Here is a 15922-nt window from a genome sequence, read left to right on the forward strand (position 1 = left end):
CATGACCACGCTCGAAGTCAAAGACCTGCACGCCTCGGTCTTCACGCCCGAAGGCGAAGAAGTGCCGATCCTCAAGGGTGTCAACCTGACCGTGAAGTCGGGGGAGACGCATGCGGTCATGGGGCCCAACGGATCCGGCAAGTCGACGCTGTCCTACGCGATCGCCGGTCACCCGAAGTACACCGTGACGTCCGGCTCGATCACGCTCGACGGCGCCGACGTCCTCGAGATGAGCATCGACGAGCGCGCCCGCGCCGGCCTGTTCCTGGCCATGCAATACCCGGTCGAGGTGCCCGGGGTGTCGATGTCGAACTTCCTGCGCTCGGCTGCGACGGCCGTTCGCGGCGAGGCGCCGAAGCTGCGGCACTGGGTCAAGGAGGTCAAGGCCGCGATGTCGGACCTCGACATCGACGCGGCGTTCGGCGAGCGCAGCGTCAACGAAGGCTTCTCCGGTGGTGAGAAGAAGCGCCACGAGATCCTGCAGCTGGGCCTGCTGAAGCCGAAGATCGCGATCCTCGACGAGACCGACTCCGGCCTCGACGTCGACGCGCTGCGCGTCGTCAGTGAAGGCGTCAACCGCTACGCCGAGGCAGAGCACGGTGGGATCCTGCTCATTACGCACTACACCCGCATCCTGCGCTACATCCAGCCGCAGTTCGTGCACGTCTTCGTCGGCGGCCGCATCATCGAATCGGGCGGCCCCGAATTGGCCGACGAGCTCGAGGAAAACGGCTACGAGCGCTTCACGCAAACGGCCGCCTCGGGAGCCTGACATGACGGTCTCGGCCACTCGTTCCACGACGCTCGACGTCGCGGCGATCCGGGCCGACTTCCCGATCCTGAGCCGGGTGATGCGGGGCGGGAATCAGTTGGCATATCTGGATTCCGGGGCGACGTCGCAGCGACCGGTACAGGTTCTCGACGCCGAGCGCGACTTCCTGCTGACCTCCAACGGCGCGGTGCACCGCGGCGCACACCAGCTGATGGAGGAGGCCACCGACGCCTACGAGCAGGGCCGCGCGGACATTGCCGCCTTCGTCGGCGCCGAGCCCGACGAGCTGGTGTTCACCAAGAACGCCACCGAGTCGCTCAACCTGGTCTCATACGTGTTAGGGGACAACCGCTTCGACCGGGCGGTCGGGCCCGGCGACGTCATCGTCACCACCGAACTCGAGCATCACGCCAACCTCGTCCCATGGCACGAACTGGCCAGGCGGACCGGCGCGACGCTGCGCTGGTACGGCGTGACCGAAGACGGCCGCATCGACCTCGACTCGCTACGGCTCGATGACAGCGTGAAAATCGTTGCGTTCAGCCATCACTCGAATGTGACCGGCGCAGTCGCTCCGGTCGCCGAGCTCGTCGAGCGGGCCAAGGCGGTCGGTGCGTTCACCGTGCTCGATGCCTGCCAGTCAGTGCCGCACCAGCCGGTCGACTTTCATGCCCTCGACGTCGACTTCGCCGCCTTCTCAGGCCATAAGATGTTGGGCCCCAACGGAATCGGCGTGCTCTATGCCCGCGCCGAACTGCTCGACGCGCTGCCGCCCTTCCTCACCGGCGGCTCGATGATCGAGACGGTCAGCATGGAGGCCGTCACCTACGCCGCTCCGCCGCAACGCTTCGAGGCCGGCACCCCGATGACCTCGCAGGTCGTCGGGCTGGGTGCCGCCGCGCGCTACCTGACCGACATCGGCATGACGGCGGTCGAGGCGCATGAGCACGAACTCGTCGCGGCCGCGATCGACGGCCTGTCCGGTATCGACGGCGTCCGCATCGTCGGTCCGACGACCATGGAAAATCGGGGCTCCCCAGTGTCTTTCGTGGTCGACGGCGTACACGCCCACGATGTCGGCCAGGTGCTCGACGACGACGGCGTGGCGGTCCGGGTGGGGCATCACTGCGCGATGCCGCTGCACCGCCGTTTCGACGTCGCCGCGACCGCGCGCGCCTCGTTCGCGGTCTACAACACCCTCGAGGAAGTCGACCGGTTGGTCGCCGGTGTGCGCCACGCCATCGAATTCTTCGGAAGGGCCTGAGCGGCAATGCGTCTCGAGCAGATGTACCAGGAAGTGATCCTCGATCACTACAAGCACCCGCAGCACCGCGGCCTGCGTGAGCCGTTCGGCGCGGAGGTCTACCACAAAAACCCCACCTGCGGCGACGAGATCACGCTGCGGGTCGCGCTGTCAGCCGACGGCGACACCGTCGAGGACGTGTCCTACGACGGGCAGGGCTGCTCGATCAGCCAGGCCGCCACCTCGGTACTCACCGAGCAGGTGATCGGCCAGAGCGTCGGGCAGGCGCTGAAGACCGTCACCGCGTTCAACGAGATGGTGTCGTCGCGCGGAAACATCGAGGGCGACGAAGATGTACTGGGCGACGGGGTGGCATTCGCCGGCGTCGCGAAATATCCGGCCCGGGTGAAATGCGCGCTGCTGGGCTGGATGGCATTCAAGGATGCATTGGCCCAAGCGAGTCACGACGTAGAGGAGGTCTCCAAATGAGTGAGATTGCGGCACCGGACAACGAGTTGCTGGCGGACATCGAGGAGGCGATGCGCGACGTCGTCGACCCCGAGCTCGGCATCAACGTTGTCGACCTCGGGCTGGTCTACGGCGTCAACCTCGAAGAGGCCGAGGAGGGCACCGTCGCGGTGGTCGACATGACGCTGACGTCGCCGGCCTGCCCGCTGACCGACGTCATCGAAGACCAGTCGCGCAACGCGCTCATCGGCCCCGGTCTGGTCGACGAATTGCGGATCAACTGGGTGTGGAACCCGCCGTGGGGCCCGGACAAGATCACCGACGACGGCCGCGATCAGCTCCGCGCTCTGGGCTTTACGGTCTGACCTGCTGTAAACGTCCTGTTAAGCCCTGGTTCCTGGGCGCCTTTACGGTCGCGCGCGGGCGAATTTGCCAGCAAAATCGGGGGACCGGACTCGAAAGGACCGCTCGATGACGAAGAAGCTGATGATGGTTGCTGCCTGTGTGGCGGCTCTGGGTATGGGCAGCGGCGTCGCGCATGCAGACGACAATGACCCGGCACCCGCGCAGGCGGACTCCCCGCCGTCCGGCGGACCGCTGTGCAACGTCATGGGTGGCGACGACGGCACCAAGTGGGAATACGCGCCCTGCGGTTGGGCCTATGGCGACGAGAAGGGCTGGTACCGGGTTCCCTGACCGGTCCCGGCCGGCGCTAGCCGCGCCCAGTGTTCACCTGTGCAGGGTGTGAATCCAAGCGGCCTTGGCTAACATCGTGACTGTGACGAAAGCCTCGACCGCCCGCGGACCCGAGCAGGGGTCGAAAGTGCCACCGCACGTCGTCGTAATGTTCGGTGCCACAGGCGATTTGGCGCGACGAAAGCTCTTACCGGGCCTGCTCCACCTATCCTGCTCGAAGCTGGCCCCCGAGATGCGCGTCATCGGAACGTCGCTGGACGAACTCGACACCGACGCCTTCCGTAAGCAGGCGCACAAGGCCTGCAAGGAGTTCGCGCACCACGAGGTTTCCGACGAACTGTTCGAACAGTTCATCGCCAATTTGACGTTCGTGCCGCAGCAGAGCGGCCCCGAGGCCCTGGCAAGCGCGGTCGCCGAACAGACCGAGGCGCTCGGCGGCAAGGACGTCCGGCTGCTGCACTACCTGAGCGTCCCGCCCAAGGCGGTGCTGGCGGTGATGGACACCCTGCACAAGGCCGACCTCGCGGAGAACTCCCGGGTCATCATGGAGAAGCCGTTCGGCGTCGACCTGAAGAGCGCGCGCGAACTCAACAAGGCCATTCACGAGCGGTTCGACGAGGAACAGATCTTCCGGATCGACCACTTCCTCGGCAAGGAAGCCGCGCAGAACATCCTCGCGTTCCGGTTCGCCAACGGGCTGTTCGAGCCGATCTGGAACCGACAGTTCATCGACCACATCCAGATCGACGTGCCCGAGCGCCTCACCGTCGAAAACCGGGCGCAGTTTTATGAATCCGTCGGCGCGTTCAAGGACATGGTGGTCACCCACCTCTTCCAGATCTTGGCGTTCGTTGCGATGGAGCCCCCCACCGAGTTGGCGTCCACCGCAATCAGCGAAGAGAAGAACAAGGTGTTCCGCTCGATGCTCCCGCTCGACCCGAGCAAGGTGGTCCGCGGCCAATACCGCGGCTACCGCGACGAGTCCGGTGTCTCACCGGAATCGGACACCGAGACGTTCATCGCCCTCAAATGCGAAATCGACAACTGGCGGTGGGCGGGCGTTCCGTTCTTCCTGCGAACGGGCAAGGGCATGGCGGAGGGCCAGCGCATCATCTCGATCGCGTTCCACGAGCCGCCGCGCAGCATGTTCCCGCCGGGATCCGGTGTGGGACAAAAGGGTCCGGACCATCTGACCTTCGACCTGGCCGACGTGTCGAAGATGTCGCTGTCGTTTTACGGCAAGCGCCCGGGCCCGGGCATGAAGCTGGACAAACTCAGCCTGCAGTTCACCATGGAGGAGACCGGTCACGCGGGTGACGTCCTGGAGGCCTACGAGCGGCTGATCCTCGACGCCATGCGGGGCGACCGGACGCTGTACAACACCGCGGAGGGCATCGAGCGGCTCTGGGAGGTCTCGGCCCCGCTGCTGGACGACCCACCGCCGTCGCGCAGCTATGACCTCGACTCGTGGGGTCCCAACGCCGTCCACCCGCTGATCGCTCCGCGCGCCTGGCGGCTGCCGTTCGAACGTGGTTGGCGCGGAAAGAAATAACGCCGTTTCAGCGCCAGGGCAGGTCACTGTTCTCGCCCCGCCACCGTGACGGCGGAATCATCGGCGCATCGCGCAGTCCCGACGCCTCGACATGGCGTAGTGCCGCCAAGAGGTGCTGTTCCATCCGGCGCTGAGCCTTCTGCGGGTCCTTCGCCGAGATGGCGGCGGCGATCGCGCGATGCGACTTGCCGGCTTCGTCGCGGTCGTATTGACTGATGTCCTGCTCGGCGGCGGCCCACCGCACGGCCTGCTCTACCGCCGCCAAAACTGTTGTCAGGAGCGGGTTCTCGCTGGATTCAACCAGCAGTTCGTGAAATTCGTGATATCCGGTGCCGTCGGGTTCGATGCCCCCGGCCGCGACGGCGGCGATGCGTTCGCGCTGCTTCTTGGTGGCGTGCTCGGCGACGTGGGCCGCGGCCGCCGGCTCGAGCATGATGCGAAACGACAGCAGGTCGCCCCACGTCGCGCCGGTCAGCGTGAACAACTGCACGAGTGATCGCGCGGCCCGCTCGGGTTCGGGATGGCGGATGCGCACGCCGCCGCGGCCCTGACTGGTGGTGGTCAGTCCTTCGGCATCGAGCAGTCGTAGCGCCATGCGAACCGTTTCGCGGCTCACGCCCAACTGACTGACCAGTTCCCCCTCGGTGGGCAGCGAGTCGCCGGGTGCGAGATCGCCGGACAGGATCTGCCGGCGCAGGGTCCCGGCGACGACATCCGGTGCGCGTGAAGGCCTTGCGAGGGTCATACGACTTAGTATACTAAGTACCTATGGTGAATGTTCCGAATACCGCGGTGCTCACCGGAGCATTCCGGCCGATGCGGTTCGAGGCGACCGTAGAGGACTGCGTCACGACCCACGGCGAGATCCCCAAAGACCTGGCCGGCGGCTTTTACCGGGTCGGCCCGACCTTCAAGCGGCCCACCCGGCAGGGCGCCAACGGGCTACTGGCGATGGACGGCATGGTCCAGGGGCTTACCTTCGACAACGGCCGGGCCGACTTCCGCAACCGCTGGGTCCGCACCCCGAAGTACCTGCTCGAGGACAAACATCAGCGCGGCATGTTCTCCTGGTCGGACGGAGAGTGGACGGACTGGCGAAACATCGGGTTCGGCGCTGCGGTACCCGACGAGCACACCCGCGGAATTCCGCAGGGCACCAACAACATCAACTGCTTTCCGTTCGCGGGCGAGATCCTGGCCTCGGGCGAGCAGGGCAGCCCGCCGGTCGCGTTGGACCCAATGACGCTGGAGACCCGCGGCATGGTGTCCTGGTCGCCGCACCTGTCCCGCGGCATCTTCGACAAGGCCGGCTACGGCGATGCGGCGTTCACCGCACATCCGAAGTGGGACAGCGACACCGGCACGCTGTACGGCTGGGCCTACAGCAACCATCAGCCCTTCGTGACCGTCCACGTCGTACGACCGGACGGCTCGGTGGCCTCGCGCGAACTCTGGGATGCGCCGTACACCTCAGAGGTCCACGACATGTGGCTGACCAAGGACTCAATGGTGTTGCCGTTCCAGGGATTCGCCTTCGACCCCGACCGCATCGAGCGCGGAAAGTCGGTGCAGGACTGGCAACCCGAGCTGCCGATCACACTCGCGCTGATACCGCGCGACGATATCGAGAACGGCGACATCCGTTGGGTCACCGCCGACATCGGGCAGCAATACGTCATGCACACCTTGGCCGCCGACATCGACGGCGACACCCTGACGCTGGACGCCCCGATCTTCGAACGCCCACCCTTCCCGCTGGATATCGACGGATTCCAGGGCGAAGACGTTCAACTCTTCTTCAACCTCGCCCGCAGCACACTGGGGCGCTGGACCGTCGACCTGAACGCGGGCAGTGTGAAGTCGGAGATGCTCGACGACCAGCCCTGCGAGCTGCCCAAGGTCGACGAGCGGTTCTACGGCCGAGGCCAGCGCTGGGGCTACCTGATCGGCGGCGATGCCAAGGGCAACGGCATGCGCATGCACAGCCTGATCGTGCGCGACCGCCATACCGGCGACGAGCAGCGGTATCGGCTCCGCCACGAGCGTCCCTCGCTGGTGATGGAACCGACCTTCGTCCCGCGAACCGCCGATGCGGCCGAAGGTGACGGATACCTGATGGTGCCGATCTCGCGATGGACCGAAAACCTGGGCGAATACGCGATTTTCGATACGCAGGACATCACCGAGGGGCCGATCTGCCGCATCGAGATCCCCTTCCTCCTCGGCTTCACCCCGCACGGACACTGGATGGATTTCCGATGACCCTCACCGCCACCGAAGAAGCCGAACTGCGGGCCTCGGTCCACGGGATCGTCGCCGAATTCGGCAACGACTACTTCACCCACTGCAGTGAAACCCTCACCCATCCCACCGCGTTGTGGGACGCGCTCGCCGCCGGCGGATTCGTCGGCGTCAACCTGCCAGAGGAATACGGCGGTGGGGGAATGGGATTGAGTGCACTCAACATCGTCGCCGAGGAGTCCGCTGCGGCCGGCTGCCCGCAGATCATGCTGATGATCTCGCCGGGAATCGTCGGCAGCCTGCTCGCCCGGCATGCCACCGAGGAACAGAAGCGGCAGTGGCTGGCGCCGATGGCCGCCGGCACGATGAAGATCGCGTTCGCGATCACCGAACCCGACGCCGGCTCCAACAGCCACCAGCTCGCCACCACCGCGACTCGCGATGGCGACAAGTACTTCATCAGCGGCCAGAAGACTTACATCACCGCGGCCGACCAGGCCGACGCGCTGCTCGTGGTCACCCGCACGGGCACCGATGCCCAAGGCCGCGCGCAACTTTCGCTGTTTCTCGTCGACCGGGACACCCCCGGCATCGACATGCACCGAATCCCGATGACCTTCGAGATCACCGACAAGTCCTTTACGGTGTTCTTCGACCACGTCGCGGTACCGGCCGACCGGCTGGTCGGCGGCGAGGGCAACGGGCTACGGGTCGCGTTCGACGGAATGAATCCCGAGCGGGTGATCATCGCCGCAATCTGCAACGGCGTCAGCCGCTATGCACTGGACAAGGCCGTCGGTTACGCCCGCGAACGACGGGTCTGGGACGTGCCGATCGGCGCGCACCAAGGCCTCGCACATCCGTTGGCGGAAGCCAAGATCGGACTCGAAGCCGCCCGTCTGATGACGCGGCAGGCTGCCGCCGGCTACGACGCAGGGACCGACCCCGGTGAGCAGAGCAACATGGCGAAGTTCCTGTCCGCCGACGCCGCCATCCGCTGCGTCGATCAGGCGATCGAGGTGCATGGCGGCGCCGGCTTCACCCGCGAGGTTGCGCTGGCCAACATGTATGAGTTCGTCCGGCTGTTCAAGACCGTCCCGATCAGTCGCGAGATGATCCTCAACCACATTGCCCAGCACAGCCTCGGGTTGCCGCGCTCCTACTAGTTAGCGGTCGTGGTGCTTGCCGTGCTCGGGGCAGCTGCCGTTCACGGCGTCCTTGACGTCGATTCGCTTGGCCTGCAGGGCGTTACCGCTGTCGCGGGTGCCGTGCGCCACCAGGCACTTGCCCTGAACGATGACGTGCGCGTCGGCCGGCGTCTTCTTCTTGTACTTGGTGGTGTCGGTGACGTTCACGGTGATCGTCGACGGATTGCCTTGCGCGTCAGTGCCATTCAGTGTGATCGTGTTGCCCGCGACCGAGGCGACCTGACCGTGCGGCGGAATCTGGTGGTGCGGCTTGTCGCCGGCCGGGTGCGGCGCGGGTCCGGGGCACTTCCCGTCGACCGCGGCGCTGACCTTCACCGCGCGGGCGTTGATCGGGCCGCCCGCCGGGGCGTCGGCCTCGTGGTCGGGGTGGACCCACACGCAGCTGCCGACGGTGACGTCGGTCAACTGCGCCGGGGTGATCTCGTCGATGGTGGTGGACGGCGTGAAGTCGACGGTCGTGGGACCGGACTTCGCGGTGACCTGGATCGTGCTGCCGGACACCGAGTCGATGATGCCCTTTACCCAGTCGTGGCTCTTGTCGGACGCCGACGGGGTTGATGAAGTGGGGGCGCTGGCGCTGCTGCTCGGGCTCGCCGGAGCGGGCTTGGTCTCGCTGGAGTTTCCACACGCGGCGAGGGACAGCGCGGTGGCTCCGGTGACAGCGAGCAGCGCGGCGCGGGACATTCGCGCGGTCGAGAGGGTGGCAGGCATCGGGGTCCTTTCGGTCGTCGGCCTCGATGAGGTGGCCGACTCGGGCAACGGATATCACCCTTGAGGTCGCCGTTAAGCGCAGGCTTGAGGCCACTTAAGAGCGCGCTGTGTAAACCGCGGTGGGAACACCGCGTCATCGGCATGCGTTAATCAACGCGTGACTACCCAAGAACTCACCGCCGCGCAGTTCAACGAAACGATCAACGGCAACGACATCGTGCTCGTCGACTTCTGGGCGTCGTGGTGCGGCCCGTGCCGGCAGTTCGCACCGACATTCGCCGCCTCCGCGGACAAGCACCCCGACGTGGTGCACGCCAAGGTGGACACCGAAGCCGAGCAGGAACTCGCCGCTGCCGCGCAGATCCGCTCCATCCCGACGCTGATGGCCTTCAAGAAGGGCAAGCTCATCTTCAACCAAGCGGGCGCGCTGCCGGCCGCCGCGCTGGAGGACCTGGTTCAGCAGGTGAAGGACTTCGACGTCGACGCCGCGATCGCGACCCAAGAGGGCACCGAAGCTTGAGCTAAACCCGACGAGTCACGCGTTACCGTTCAACGGTGACCATGGTCCTCGTCGAACACCCCCGCCCGCACGTCGCGCTGATCACCCTAAACCGGCCCGAGCGAATGAACTCCATGGCCTTCGACGTCATGGTTCCGCTCAAAGAGGTGCTCGAGGACATCACCTACGACAACTCCGTCAGGGTTGTCGTGCTGACCGGAGCCGGCAAAGGGTTCTCTTCGGGTGCGGACCACAAATCGGCCGGTTCGGTTCCGCATGTTCAAGACCTGACCCGGCCCACCTATGCACTGCGGTCGATGGCGATCCTCGACGACGTCATCCTGGCACTGCGCAAAATGCACCAACCCGTGATCGCCGCGGTCAACGGCGCCGCGATCGGCGGCGGGCTGTGTCTGGCCCTGGCCGCCGACATCCGCGTTGCCGCGAACGGCGCGTACTTCCGGGCCGCCGGCATCAACAACGGGCTGACCGCGAGCGAGTTGGGATTGAGCTACCTACTGCCGCGCGCCATCGGCTCGTCGCGGGCTTTCGAGATCATGCTGACCGGTCGCGACGTCGACGCCGAGGAGGCCGAGCGCATCGGGCTGGTGTCGAGTCAGGTACCCGACGAGCAACTGCTGGAGACCTGTTACGACATGGCCGAGCGCATCGCCGCGTTCTCCCGGCCGGGCGTCGAGTTGACCAAGCGCACGCTATGGAGTGGACTGGACGCCGCTAGCCTGGAAGGGCACATGCAGGCCGAAGGTCTCGGACAGCTCTTCGTCCGCCTGCTCACCGGCAACTTCGAAGAAGCGGTTGCCGCGCGCGCCGAAAAGCGCCCGCCGGTGTTCACCGACGACAAGCCTTAAATCCCTCCGGCGACGATGCAGGCGTAGTAGGCCTGAAGAGGAGCCGGAGCGACGATGTTGCAAGGAGAGTGACCGTGATCACGGCTACGGACCTCGAGGTCCGCGCAGGTGCGCGCACGCTCCTTTATGCCGACGGCCCGGCGCTGCGCATCCAGCCCGGCGACCGGATCGGCCTGGTCGGCCGCAACGGCGCCGGCAAGACGACTACGCTCCGAATCCTGGCCGGGGAAGGCGAGCCGTATGCCGGCGCCGTGACCCGGACCGGCGAAATCGGTTACCTGCCGCAGGATCCCAAAGAGGGCGACCTCGACGTGCTGGCCCGCGACCGGGTGCTGTCGGCCCGCGGCCTGGACACCCTGCTCACCGACCTGGAGAAGCAGCAGGCGCTGATGGCCGAGGTCGCCGACGACGACGCCCGCGACCGCGCCATCCGCAAGTACGGCCAGCTCGAAGAGCGCTTCGCCGCCCTCGGTGGCTACGGCGCCGAGAGCGAAGCCGGCCGGATCTGCGCCAGCCTCGGCCTGCCTGACCGCGTCCTGACCCAGCAGTTGCGGACGTTGTCCGGCGGTCAGCGCCGTCGCGTCGAGTTGGCCCGGATCCTGTTCGCCGCGTCCGACAGCGGCTCCGGTTCGGACACCACGTTGCTGCTCGACGAGCCCACCAACCACCTCGACGCCGACTCGGTCGGCTGGCTGCGCGATTTCCTGCGCAGCCACACCGGCGGTCTGGTGGTCATCAGCCACAACGTCGACCTGCTCGCCGATGTCGTCAACCGGGTCTGGTTCCTCGACGCCGTGCGCGGCGAGGCCGACGTCTACAACATGGGCTGGCAGAAATATCTCGACGCCCGAGCCACCGACGAGCAGCGCCGCCGCCGCGAGCGGGCCAATGCGGAGAAGAAGGCCGGCGCGCTGCGGGCGCAGGCCGCCAAGATGGGCGCCAAGGCCACCAAAGCCGTTGCGGCGCAGAATATGTTGCGTCGCGCCGATCGGATGATGGCCGCCCTGGACGCCGAGCGGGTGGCCGACAAGGTGGCCCGGATCAAGTTCCCGAGCCCGTCGGCGTGCGGGCGCACCCCGCTGACCGCGTCGGGTTTGACGAAGACCTACGGCTCGCTGGAGATCTTCACCGGCGTCGACCTGGCCATCGACCGGGGTTCGCGGGTCGTGGTGCTCGGGCTCAACGGCGCCGGCAAGACGACGCTGCTGCGGCTACTGGCGGGGGTCGAACAAGCCGACGCCGGCGCGATCGAGCCCGGACATGGCCTGAAGATCGGGTATTTCGCGCAGGAGCACGACACCCTCGACGACCATGCGACCGTGTGGGAGAACATCCGCCACGCCGCGCCCGACTCCGGGGAGCAGGACCTGCGCGGCCTGCTGGGCGCGTTCATGTTCACCGGCAGCCAACTCGAGCAGCCGGCCGGAACCTTGTCCGGCGGCGAAAAAACGCGGCTGGCGCTCGCGGGATTGGTGGCATCGACGGCCAACGTGTTGCTGCTCGACGAGCCGACCAACAACCTCGATCCGGCATCGCGCGAACAGGTCCTCGACGCGTTGCGCAGCTACGCGGGCGCGGTCGTGTTGGTCACCCACGATCCGGGTGCCGCGGAGGCCCTCGACCCGCAACGCGTCGTGCTGCTGCCCGACGGAACCGAGGACCACTGGTCGGACGAGTACCGGGATCTCATCGAGCTCGCCTGACCGCTGCGCCGCAATTCTTGCGCCGTAGCATAGGATTTGGTCAATCCGCTCCGCCGGTCCACCCGGGTTCCTACTCTGTGTTCTTTGGGGAACCTGTTCAACCCGGGGAGGGGCCGATGGGGAAAGCGAAAAAGCCGCGCGATCAAGTGCTGCGCGAATTGCGCAGCGCCTACGAGGGCGGGGCCAGCATCCGGACGTTGGTGGGGTCGACCGGCAGGTCGTACGGATCGATCCACAGCATGCTGCGCGAGTCCGGCACCACGATGCGCAGTCGCGGCGGCCCGAACCACCGCACCCGCCCGCGTTAATTCCGGACGGGTCAGCGCTGCCGGACCGAGCCCTCGACCAGATCGAGAACGGCGGTCAGCAGCCGAGTGTCTTCGCCGGACGCCACCTTGGCCACCAAGCCGTCGAGCACGAGATCCAGGTAGCACTGCAACACATCGCCGGGGATGTCGTCGCGGACCCGGCCGGCCTGCTTCTGCCGGCGCAGACGCTCTATCGTCGCCGCCGCCAACTCCGCTGACCGGTCGGTCCACTCCTTGTTGAACTCCGGGTCGTGGCGCAGCTTGCGGGCGATCTCCAATCGTGTGGCGAGCCAGTCGAATTGCTCGGGCGCCGCCAGCATGTCGCGCATCACCTGGACCAGGCCCTCGCGCGATGCCACGTCGGCCATTCGCTCGGCGTCCTCGTGCGCGAGCTCGAAAAACAGTGTGTCCTTGTCGCGGAAGTGATGGAAGATCGCGCCGCGTGACAAGCCGATCGCCTGCTCGAGGCGTCGGACCGTCGCTCCGTCATACCCGAACTCGGCGAAGCAGCGGCGGGCGCCGTCAAGGATCTGACGGCGCCGGGCCGCCAGATGATCCTGGCTGACCTTGGGCAAGGCTGCACCCTTCCCGCGGACTAATTGGCCTTCAGCATGTTGCGCAACACGTACTGCAGGATGCCGCCGTTGCGGTAGTAATCGGCTTCACCAGGCGTGTCGATGCGCACCACTGCGTCGAATTCGATGGTTTTCCCGCCATCCTTTTCGGCCTTCACGTGCACCGTCTTCGGCGTCTTGCCGTTGTTGAGTTCCTCGATACCGGTGATGTCGAAGACCTCGGTGCCGTCGAGGCCAAGGTCCTTGGCGGACTTGCCATCCGGGAACTGCAGCGGGATGACGCCCATGCCGATCAGGTTGGACCGGTGGATGCGCTCGAACGACTCGGTGATCACCGCGCGCACCCCGAGCAGCCGGGTGCCCTTGGCGGCCCAGTCTCGCGACGAGCCGGAGCCGTACTCCTTGCCGCCGAGCACGACCAGCGGAATATCTTGTGCCGCATAGTTCTGCGCCGCGTCGAAGATGAACGCCTGCGGTCCGCCGTCCTGGGTGAAGTCGCGGGTGTACCCACCCGAGGGAACGTCGCCCAATGCGGCCAACACCTGGTTGCTGAGCCGGATGTTGGCGAACGTGCCACGGATCATCACCTCGTGGTTACCGCGCCGCGAGCCGAGCGAGTTGTAGTCCTTGCGCTCCACGCCGTGCTCGTCGAGGTACAGCGCCGCCGGGGTGCCCGGCTTGATGCTGCCGGCCGGCGAGATGTGGTCGGTGGTCACCGAGTCACCCAGCAGCGCAAGAACTCTGGCGCCCTTGATGTCGGACACCGGCTCCGGATCGGCGGGCATGCCGTCGAAGTACGGCGCCTTGCGCACGTAGGTCGAGTTGTCGTTCCAGTCGAAGGTGTTGCCCTCCGGTGTCGGCAGCGAGCGCCAGCGTTCGTCGCCCTTGAAGACGTCGGCGTAGGACTTGACGAACATCTCGCGGTTGATCGAGGAGGCGATTGTCTCCTGGATTTCCTCGGTCGTCGGCCAGATGTCCTTCAGAAAGACGTCGTTGCCGTCGTTGTCCTTGCCCAGCGAGTCGGACTCGAAGTCGAAGTCCATGGTTCCGGCGATGGCGTAGGCGATCACCAGCGGCGGCGACGCCAGGTAGTTCATCTTGACGTCGGGGGAGATGCGGCCCTCGAAGTTGCGGTTGCCGGACAGCACCGCGGTCACCGACAGGTCGTTGTCGTTGACGGCCTTGGAGATCTCGTCGGGCAGCGGGCCGGTGTTACCGATGCAGGTTGTGCAGCCGTAGCCGCCCAGATAGAAGCCGAGCTTCTCCAGATAGGGCCACAGGCCGGCCTTGTCGTAGTAGTCGGTGACCACTTGCGAGCCGGGTGCCATGTTGGTCTTCACCCACGGCTTTGAGGTCAGACCCTTCTCGACGGCGTTGCGCGCCAACAGCGCTGCACCCAACATCACCTCGGGGTTGGAGGTGTTGGTGCATGACGTGATGCCCGCGACGACGACCGCGCCGTGGTCGAGCACGAAGTCGCCGCGCTCGGCCGAGCGCACCTTCACCGGCTTGGTCGGCCGCCCGTCGCAGCCATTGGCCGCGCTCGGTGTCACGTCGACGGCGCCGTCGTCGGCGAAGGACAGCGAGACCGGGTCACTGGCCGGGAACGACTCGTCGACCGCCTCGTCCAGCTTGGACTCGGGGGCCGCGTGGTTCTCCTCGACGTAGTTGTGGATGTCCTTGCGGAACGCAACCTTGGCTTCTGACAACAGGATTCGGTCCTGCGGGCGCTTCGGTCCGGCGATCGAGGGGACCACGGTGGACAGGTCGAGTTCGAGATACTCGGAGAACTTGGGCTCGTGGTCGGCGTCGTGCCACATGCCCTGCGCTTTGGCGTACGCCTCGACGAGAGCCAGCTGCTCATCGGTGCGGCCGGTGAGCTCGAGGTACTTGATGGTCTCGCCGTCGATCGGGAAAATCGCTGCGGTGGAACCAAATTCGGGGCTCATGTTGCCCAACGTGGCGCGGTTGGCCAGCGGCACCTCGGCCACACCCTTGCCGTAAAACTCGACGAACTTGCCGACCACACCGTGCTTGCGCAGCATGTCGGTGACGGTGAGCACCACGTCGGTGGCGGTCACGCCGGGCTTGATCTCACCGGTCAGCTTGAAGCCGACCACCCGCGGGATCAGCATCGAGACCGGCTGGCCCAGCATCGCGGCCTCGGCTTCAATACCGCCGACGCCCCAGCCCAACACCCCGAGCCCGTTGACCATCGTGGTGTGTGAGTCGGTGCCCACACAGGTGTCGGGGTAGGCGACCCCGTTGCGCACCATCGTCACCGGCGCGAGGTATTCGATGTTGACCTGGTGCACGATGCCGGTGCCGGGCGGTACCGCCTTGAAATCGTCGAAAGCGCCCTGGCCCCAACGCAGGAACTGATAGCGCTCGCCGTTGCGCTCGTACTCGAGTTCGACGTTGCGCTCGAAAGCGTCGGCATTGCCGAAGAAGTCGAGGATCACCGAGTGGTCGATGACCAGCTCGGCCGGAGCCAGCGGGTTGACCTTCTCCGGGTCGCCCCCCAGCGCGCCCACGGCCTCGCGCATTGTGGCCAGGTCGACGATGCACGGCACGCCGGTGAAGTCCTGCATCACCACGCGGGCGGGGGTGAACTGAATCTCGATGCTCGGGTCGGCGCTGGGATCCCAGTTCGCGATCGCTTCGATGTGGTCCTTGGTGATGTTCGCGCCGTCTTCGGTGCGCAGCAGGTTCTCGGCAAGGACCTTGAGGCTGTAGGGGAGCTTTTCCATGCCCGGAACGGCATCCAGGCGATAGATCTCGTAACTCTCATCGCCGACCTTCAGCGTGTCGCGGGCTCCGAACGAATTCACCGAATCTTTGCTGCTCACATCAACTCCCGGCATCTATATCCTGGTCGGCAACCCGCTGCGGTTGGCTACGCCGCACACGCGATCGCCGCTGTTTCTGTGCGCCGACGGGCCGTGTCGACGCATGCTTTCCAGTCTAACAGTACGCTTGTCCTGCATTTCGGCGGACCCGAAATCTCCCTTTTCTTTTCCCTGACCACCTGCCGTAACGCGGGCGTCGGGAAGCGGTACCGTTCCATCCGTGACTAC

General features: G+C 66.1%; 16 protein-coding genes. 12 read left to right on the forward strand and 4 right to left on the reverse strand.

Translation table 11 applies throughout. The features are described from left to right. Window position 1: 1 nt before the first annotated feature. The 6 genes from sufC to zwf all read left to right on the forward strand — a co-directional run bounded on the left by sufC (window position 2) and on the right by zwf (window position 4731). Window positions 2–772, forward strand: a complete 771-nt coding sequence (gene sufC, locus PT015_RS04025) for a Fe-S cluster assembly ATPase SufC (protein ID WP_285188972.1) — start codon at window positions 2–4, stop codon at window positions 770–772. A gap of 1 nt (window position 773) precedes the next feature. Continuing rightward, window positions 774–2036 carry a cysteine desulfurase gene (locus PT015_RS04030; RefSeq protein ID WP_285188974.1) on the forward strand — a complete coding sequence of 421 codons (1263 nt, stop codon included), beginning with the start codon at window positions 774–776 and terminating at the stop codon, window positions 2034–2036. A gap of 6 nt (window positions 2037–2042) precedes the next feature. Continuing rightward, on the forward strand, window positions 2043–2504 hold the full coding sequence (gene sufU / locus PT015_RS04035; RefSeq protein WP_285188993.1) for a Fe-S cluster assembly sulfur transfer protein SufU: 462 nt from the start codon (window positions 2043–2045) through the stop codon (window positions 2502–2504). Next, window positions 2501–2848 (forward strand): metal-sulfur cluster assembly factor, encoded by a 348-nt coding sequence (locus tag PT015_RS04040; RefSeq protein WP_285188994.1) that lies wholly within the window; start codon window positions 2501–2503, stop codon window positions 2846–2848. The genes sufU and PT015_RS04040 overlap by 4 nt, the downstream gene beginning before the upstream one ends. Before the next feature lie 106 nt (window positions 2849–2954). Then, complete coding sequence (locus PT015_RS04045; RefSeq protein ID WP_285188995.1) at window positions 2955–3179, forward strand: hypothetical protein; 225 nt, start codon at window positions 2955–2957, stop codon at window positions 3177–3179. Window positions 3180–3327: 148 nt separating this feature from the next. Further along, the gene (zwf, locus tag PT015_RS04050) at window positions 3328–4731 is read left to right on the forward strand and encodes a glucose-6-phosphate dehydrogenase (RefSeq protein WP_285190912.1); all 1404 of its coding nucleotides are present in this window, start codon (window positions 3328–3330) and stop codon (window positions 4729–4731) included. Window positions 4732–4738: 7 nt separating this feature from the next. Here the strand turns inward: zwf and PT015_RS04055 are convergent, their stop codons facing one another. Next, on the reverse strand, window positions 4739–5476 hold the full coding sequence (locus PT015_RS04055) for a FadR/GntR family transcriptional regulator (protein WP_285188996.1): 738 nt from the start codon (window positions 5474–5476) through the stop codon (window positions 4739–4741). A 23-nt stretch (window positions 5477–5499) separates the two neighbouring features. Between PT015_RS04055 and PT015_RS04060 the strand changes: the two genes are divergently transcribed. Together PT015_RS04060 and PT015_RS04065 are read left to right on the forward strand one after the other, a co-directional pair. Next, window positions 5500–6993 (forward strand): carotenoid oxygenase family protein, encoded by a 1494-nt coding sequence (locus PT015_RS04060; RefSeq protein ID WP_285188997.1) that lies wholly within the window; start codon window positions 5500–5502, stop codon window positions 6991–6993. After that, entirely contained in the window at window positions 6990–8138 is a 1149-nt protein-coding gene (locus PT015_RS04065) for an acyl-CoA dehydrogenase family protein (RefSeq protein WP_285188998.1), read from the forward strand. The genes PT015_RS04060 and PT015_RS04065 overlap by 4 nt, the downstream gene beginning before the upstream one ends. Here the strand turns inward: PT015_RS04065 and PT015_RS04070 are convergent, their stop codons facing one another. After that, window positions 8139–8891: a DUF5666 domain-containing protein gene (locus PT015_RS04070; protein ID WP_285189000.1), complete on the reverse strand. Its 753-nt coding sequence runs from the start codon at window positions 8889–8891 to the stop codon at window positions 8139–8141. Between the two features lie 157 nt (window positions 8892–9048). Between PT015_RS04070 and trxA the strand changes: the two genes are divergently transcribed. From trxA to PT015_RS04090, 4 genes are all read left to right on the forward strand, one after another. Beyond that, on the forward strand, window positions 9049–9411 hold the full coding sequence (gene trxA, locus PT015_RS04075) for a thioredoxin (RefSeq protein WP_285189001.1): 363 nt from the start codon (window positions 9049–9051) through the stop codon (window positions 9409–9411). 41 nt (window positions 9412–9452) lie between these two features. Beyond that, window positions 9453–10259 (forward strand): enoyl-CoA hydratase, encoded by an 807-nt coding sequence (locus PT015_RS04080; protein WP_285190913.1) that lies wholly within the window; start codon window positions 9453–9455, stop codon window positions 10257–10259. A 74-nt stretch (window positions 10260–10333) separates the two neighbouring features. Further along, window positions 10334–11962: an ABC-F family ATP-binding cassette domain-containing protein gene (locus tag PT015_RS04085; RefSeq protein WP_285189002.1), complete on the forward strand. Its 1629-nt coding sequence runs from the start codon at window positions 10334–10336 to the stop codon at window positions 11960–11962. A 116-nt stretch (window positions 11963–12078) separates the two neighbouring features. Then, window positions 12079–12270, forward strand: a complete 192-nt coding sequence (locus tag PT015_RS04090; protein WP_285189003.1) for a helix-turn-helix domain-containing protein — start codon at window positions 12079–12081, stop codon at window positions 12268–12270. An 11-nt stretch (window positions 12271–12281) separates the two neighbouring features. Here PT015_RS04090 and PT015_RS04095 read toward each other — a convergent pair whose 3' ends face one another. Both PT015_RS04095 and acnA read right to left on the reverse strand, forming a co-directional pair. Beyond that, entirely contained in the window at window positions 12282–12845 is a 564-nt protein-coding gene (locus PT015_RS04095; RefSeq protein ID WP_285189004.1) for a TetR/AcrR family transcriptional regulator, read from the reverse strand. Between the two features lie 20 nt (window positions 12846–12865). After that, window positions 12866–15709 carry an aconitate hydratase AcnA gene (gene acnA / locus PT015_RS04100; protein ID WP_390887928.1) on the reverse strand — a complete coding sequence of 948 codons (2844 nt, stop codon included), beginning with the start codon at window positions 15707–15709 and terminating at the stop codon, window positions 12866–12868. Window positions 15710–15922 lie beyond the last annotated feature (213 nt).

It is taken from the genome of Candidatus Mycobacterium wuenschmannii (assembly GCF_030252325.1).
Lineage (GTDB): Bacteria > Actinomycetota > Actinomycetes > Mycobacteriales > Mycobacteriaceae > Mycobacterium > Mycobacterium wuenschmannii.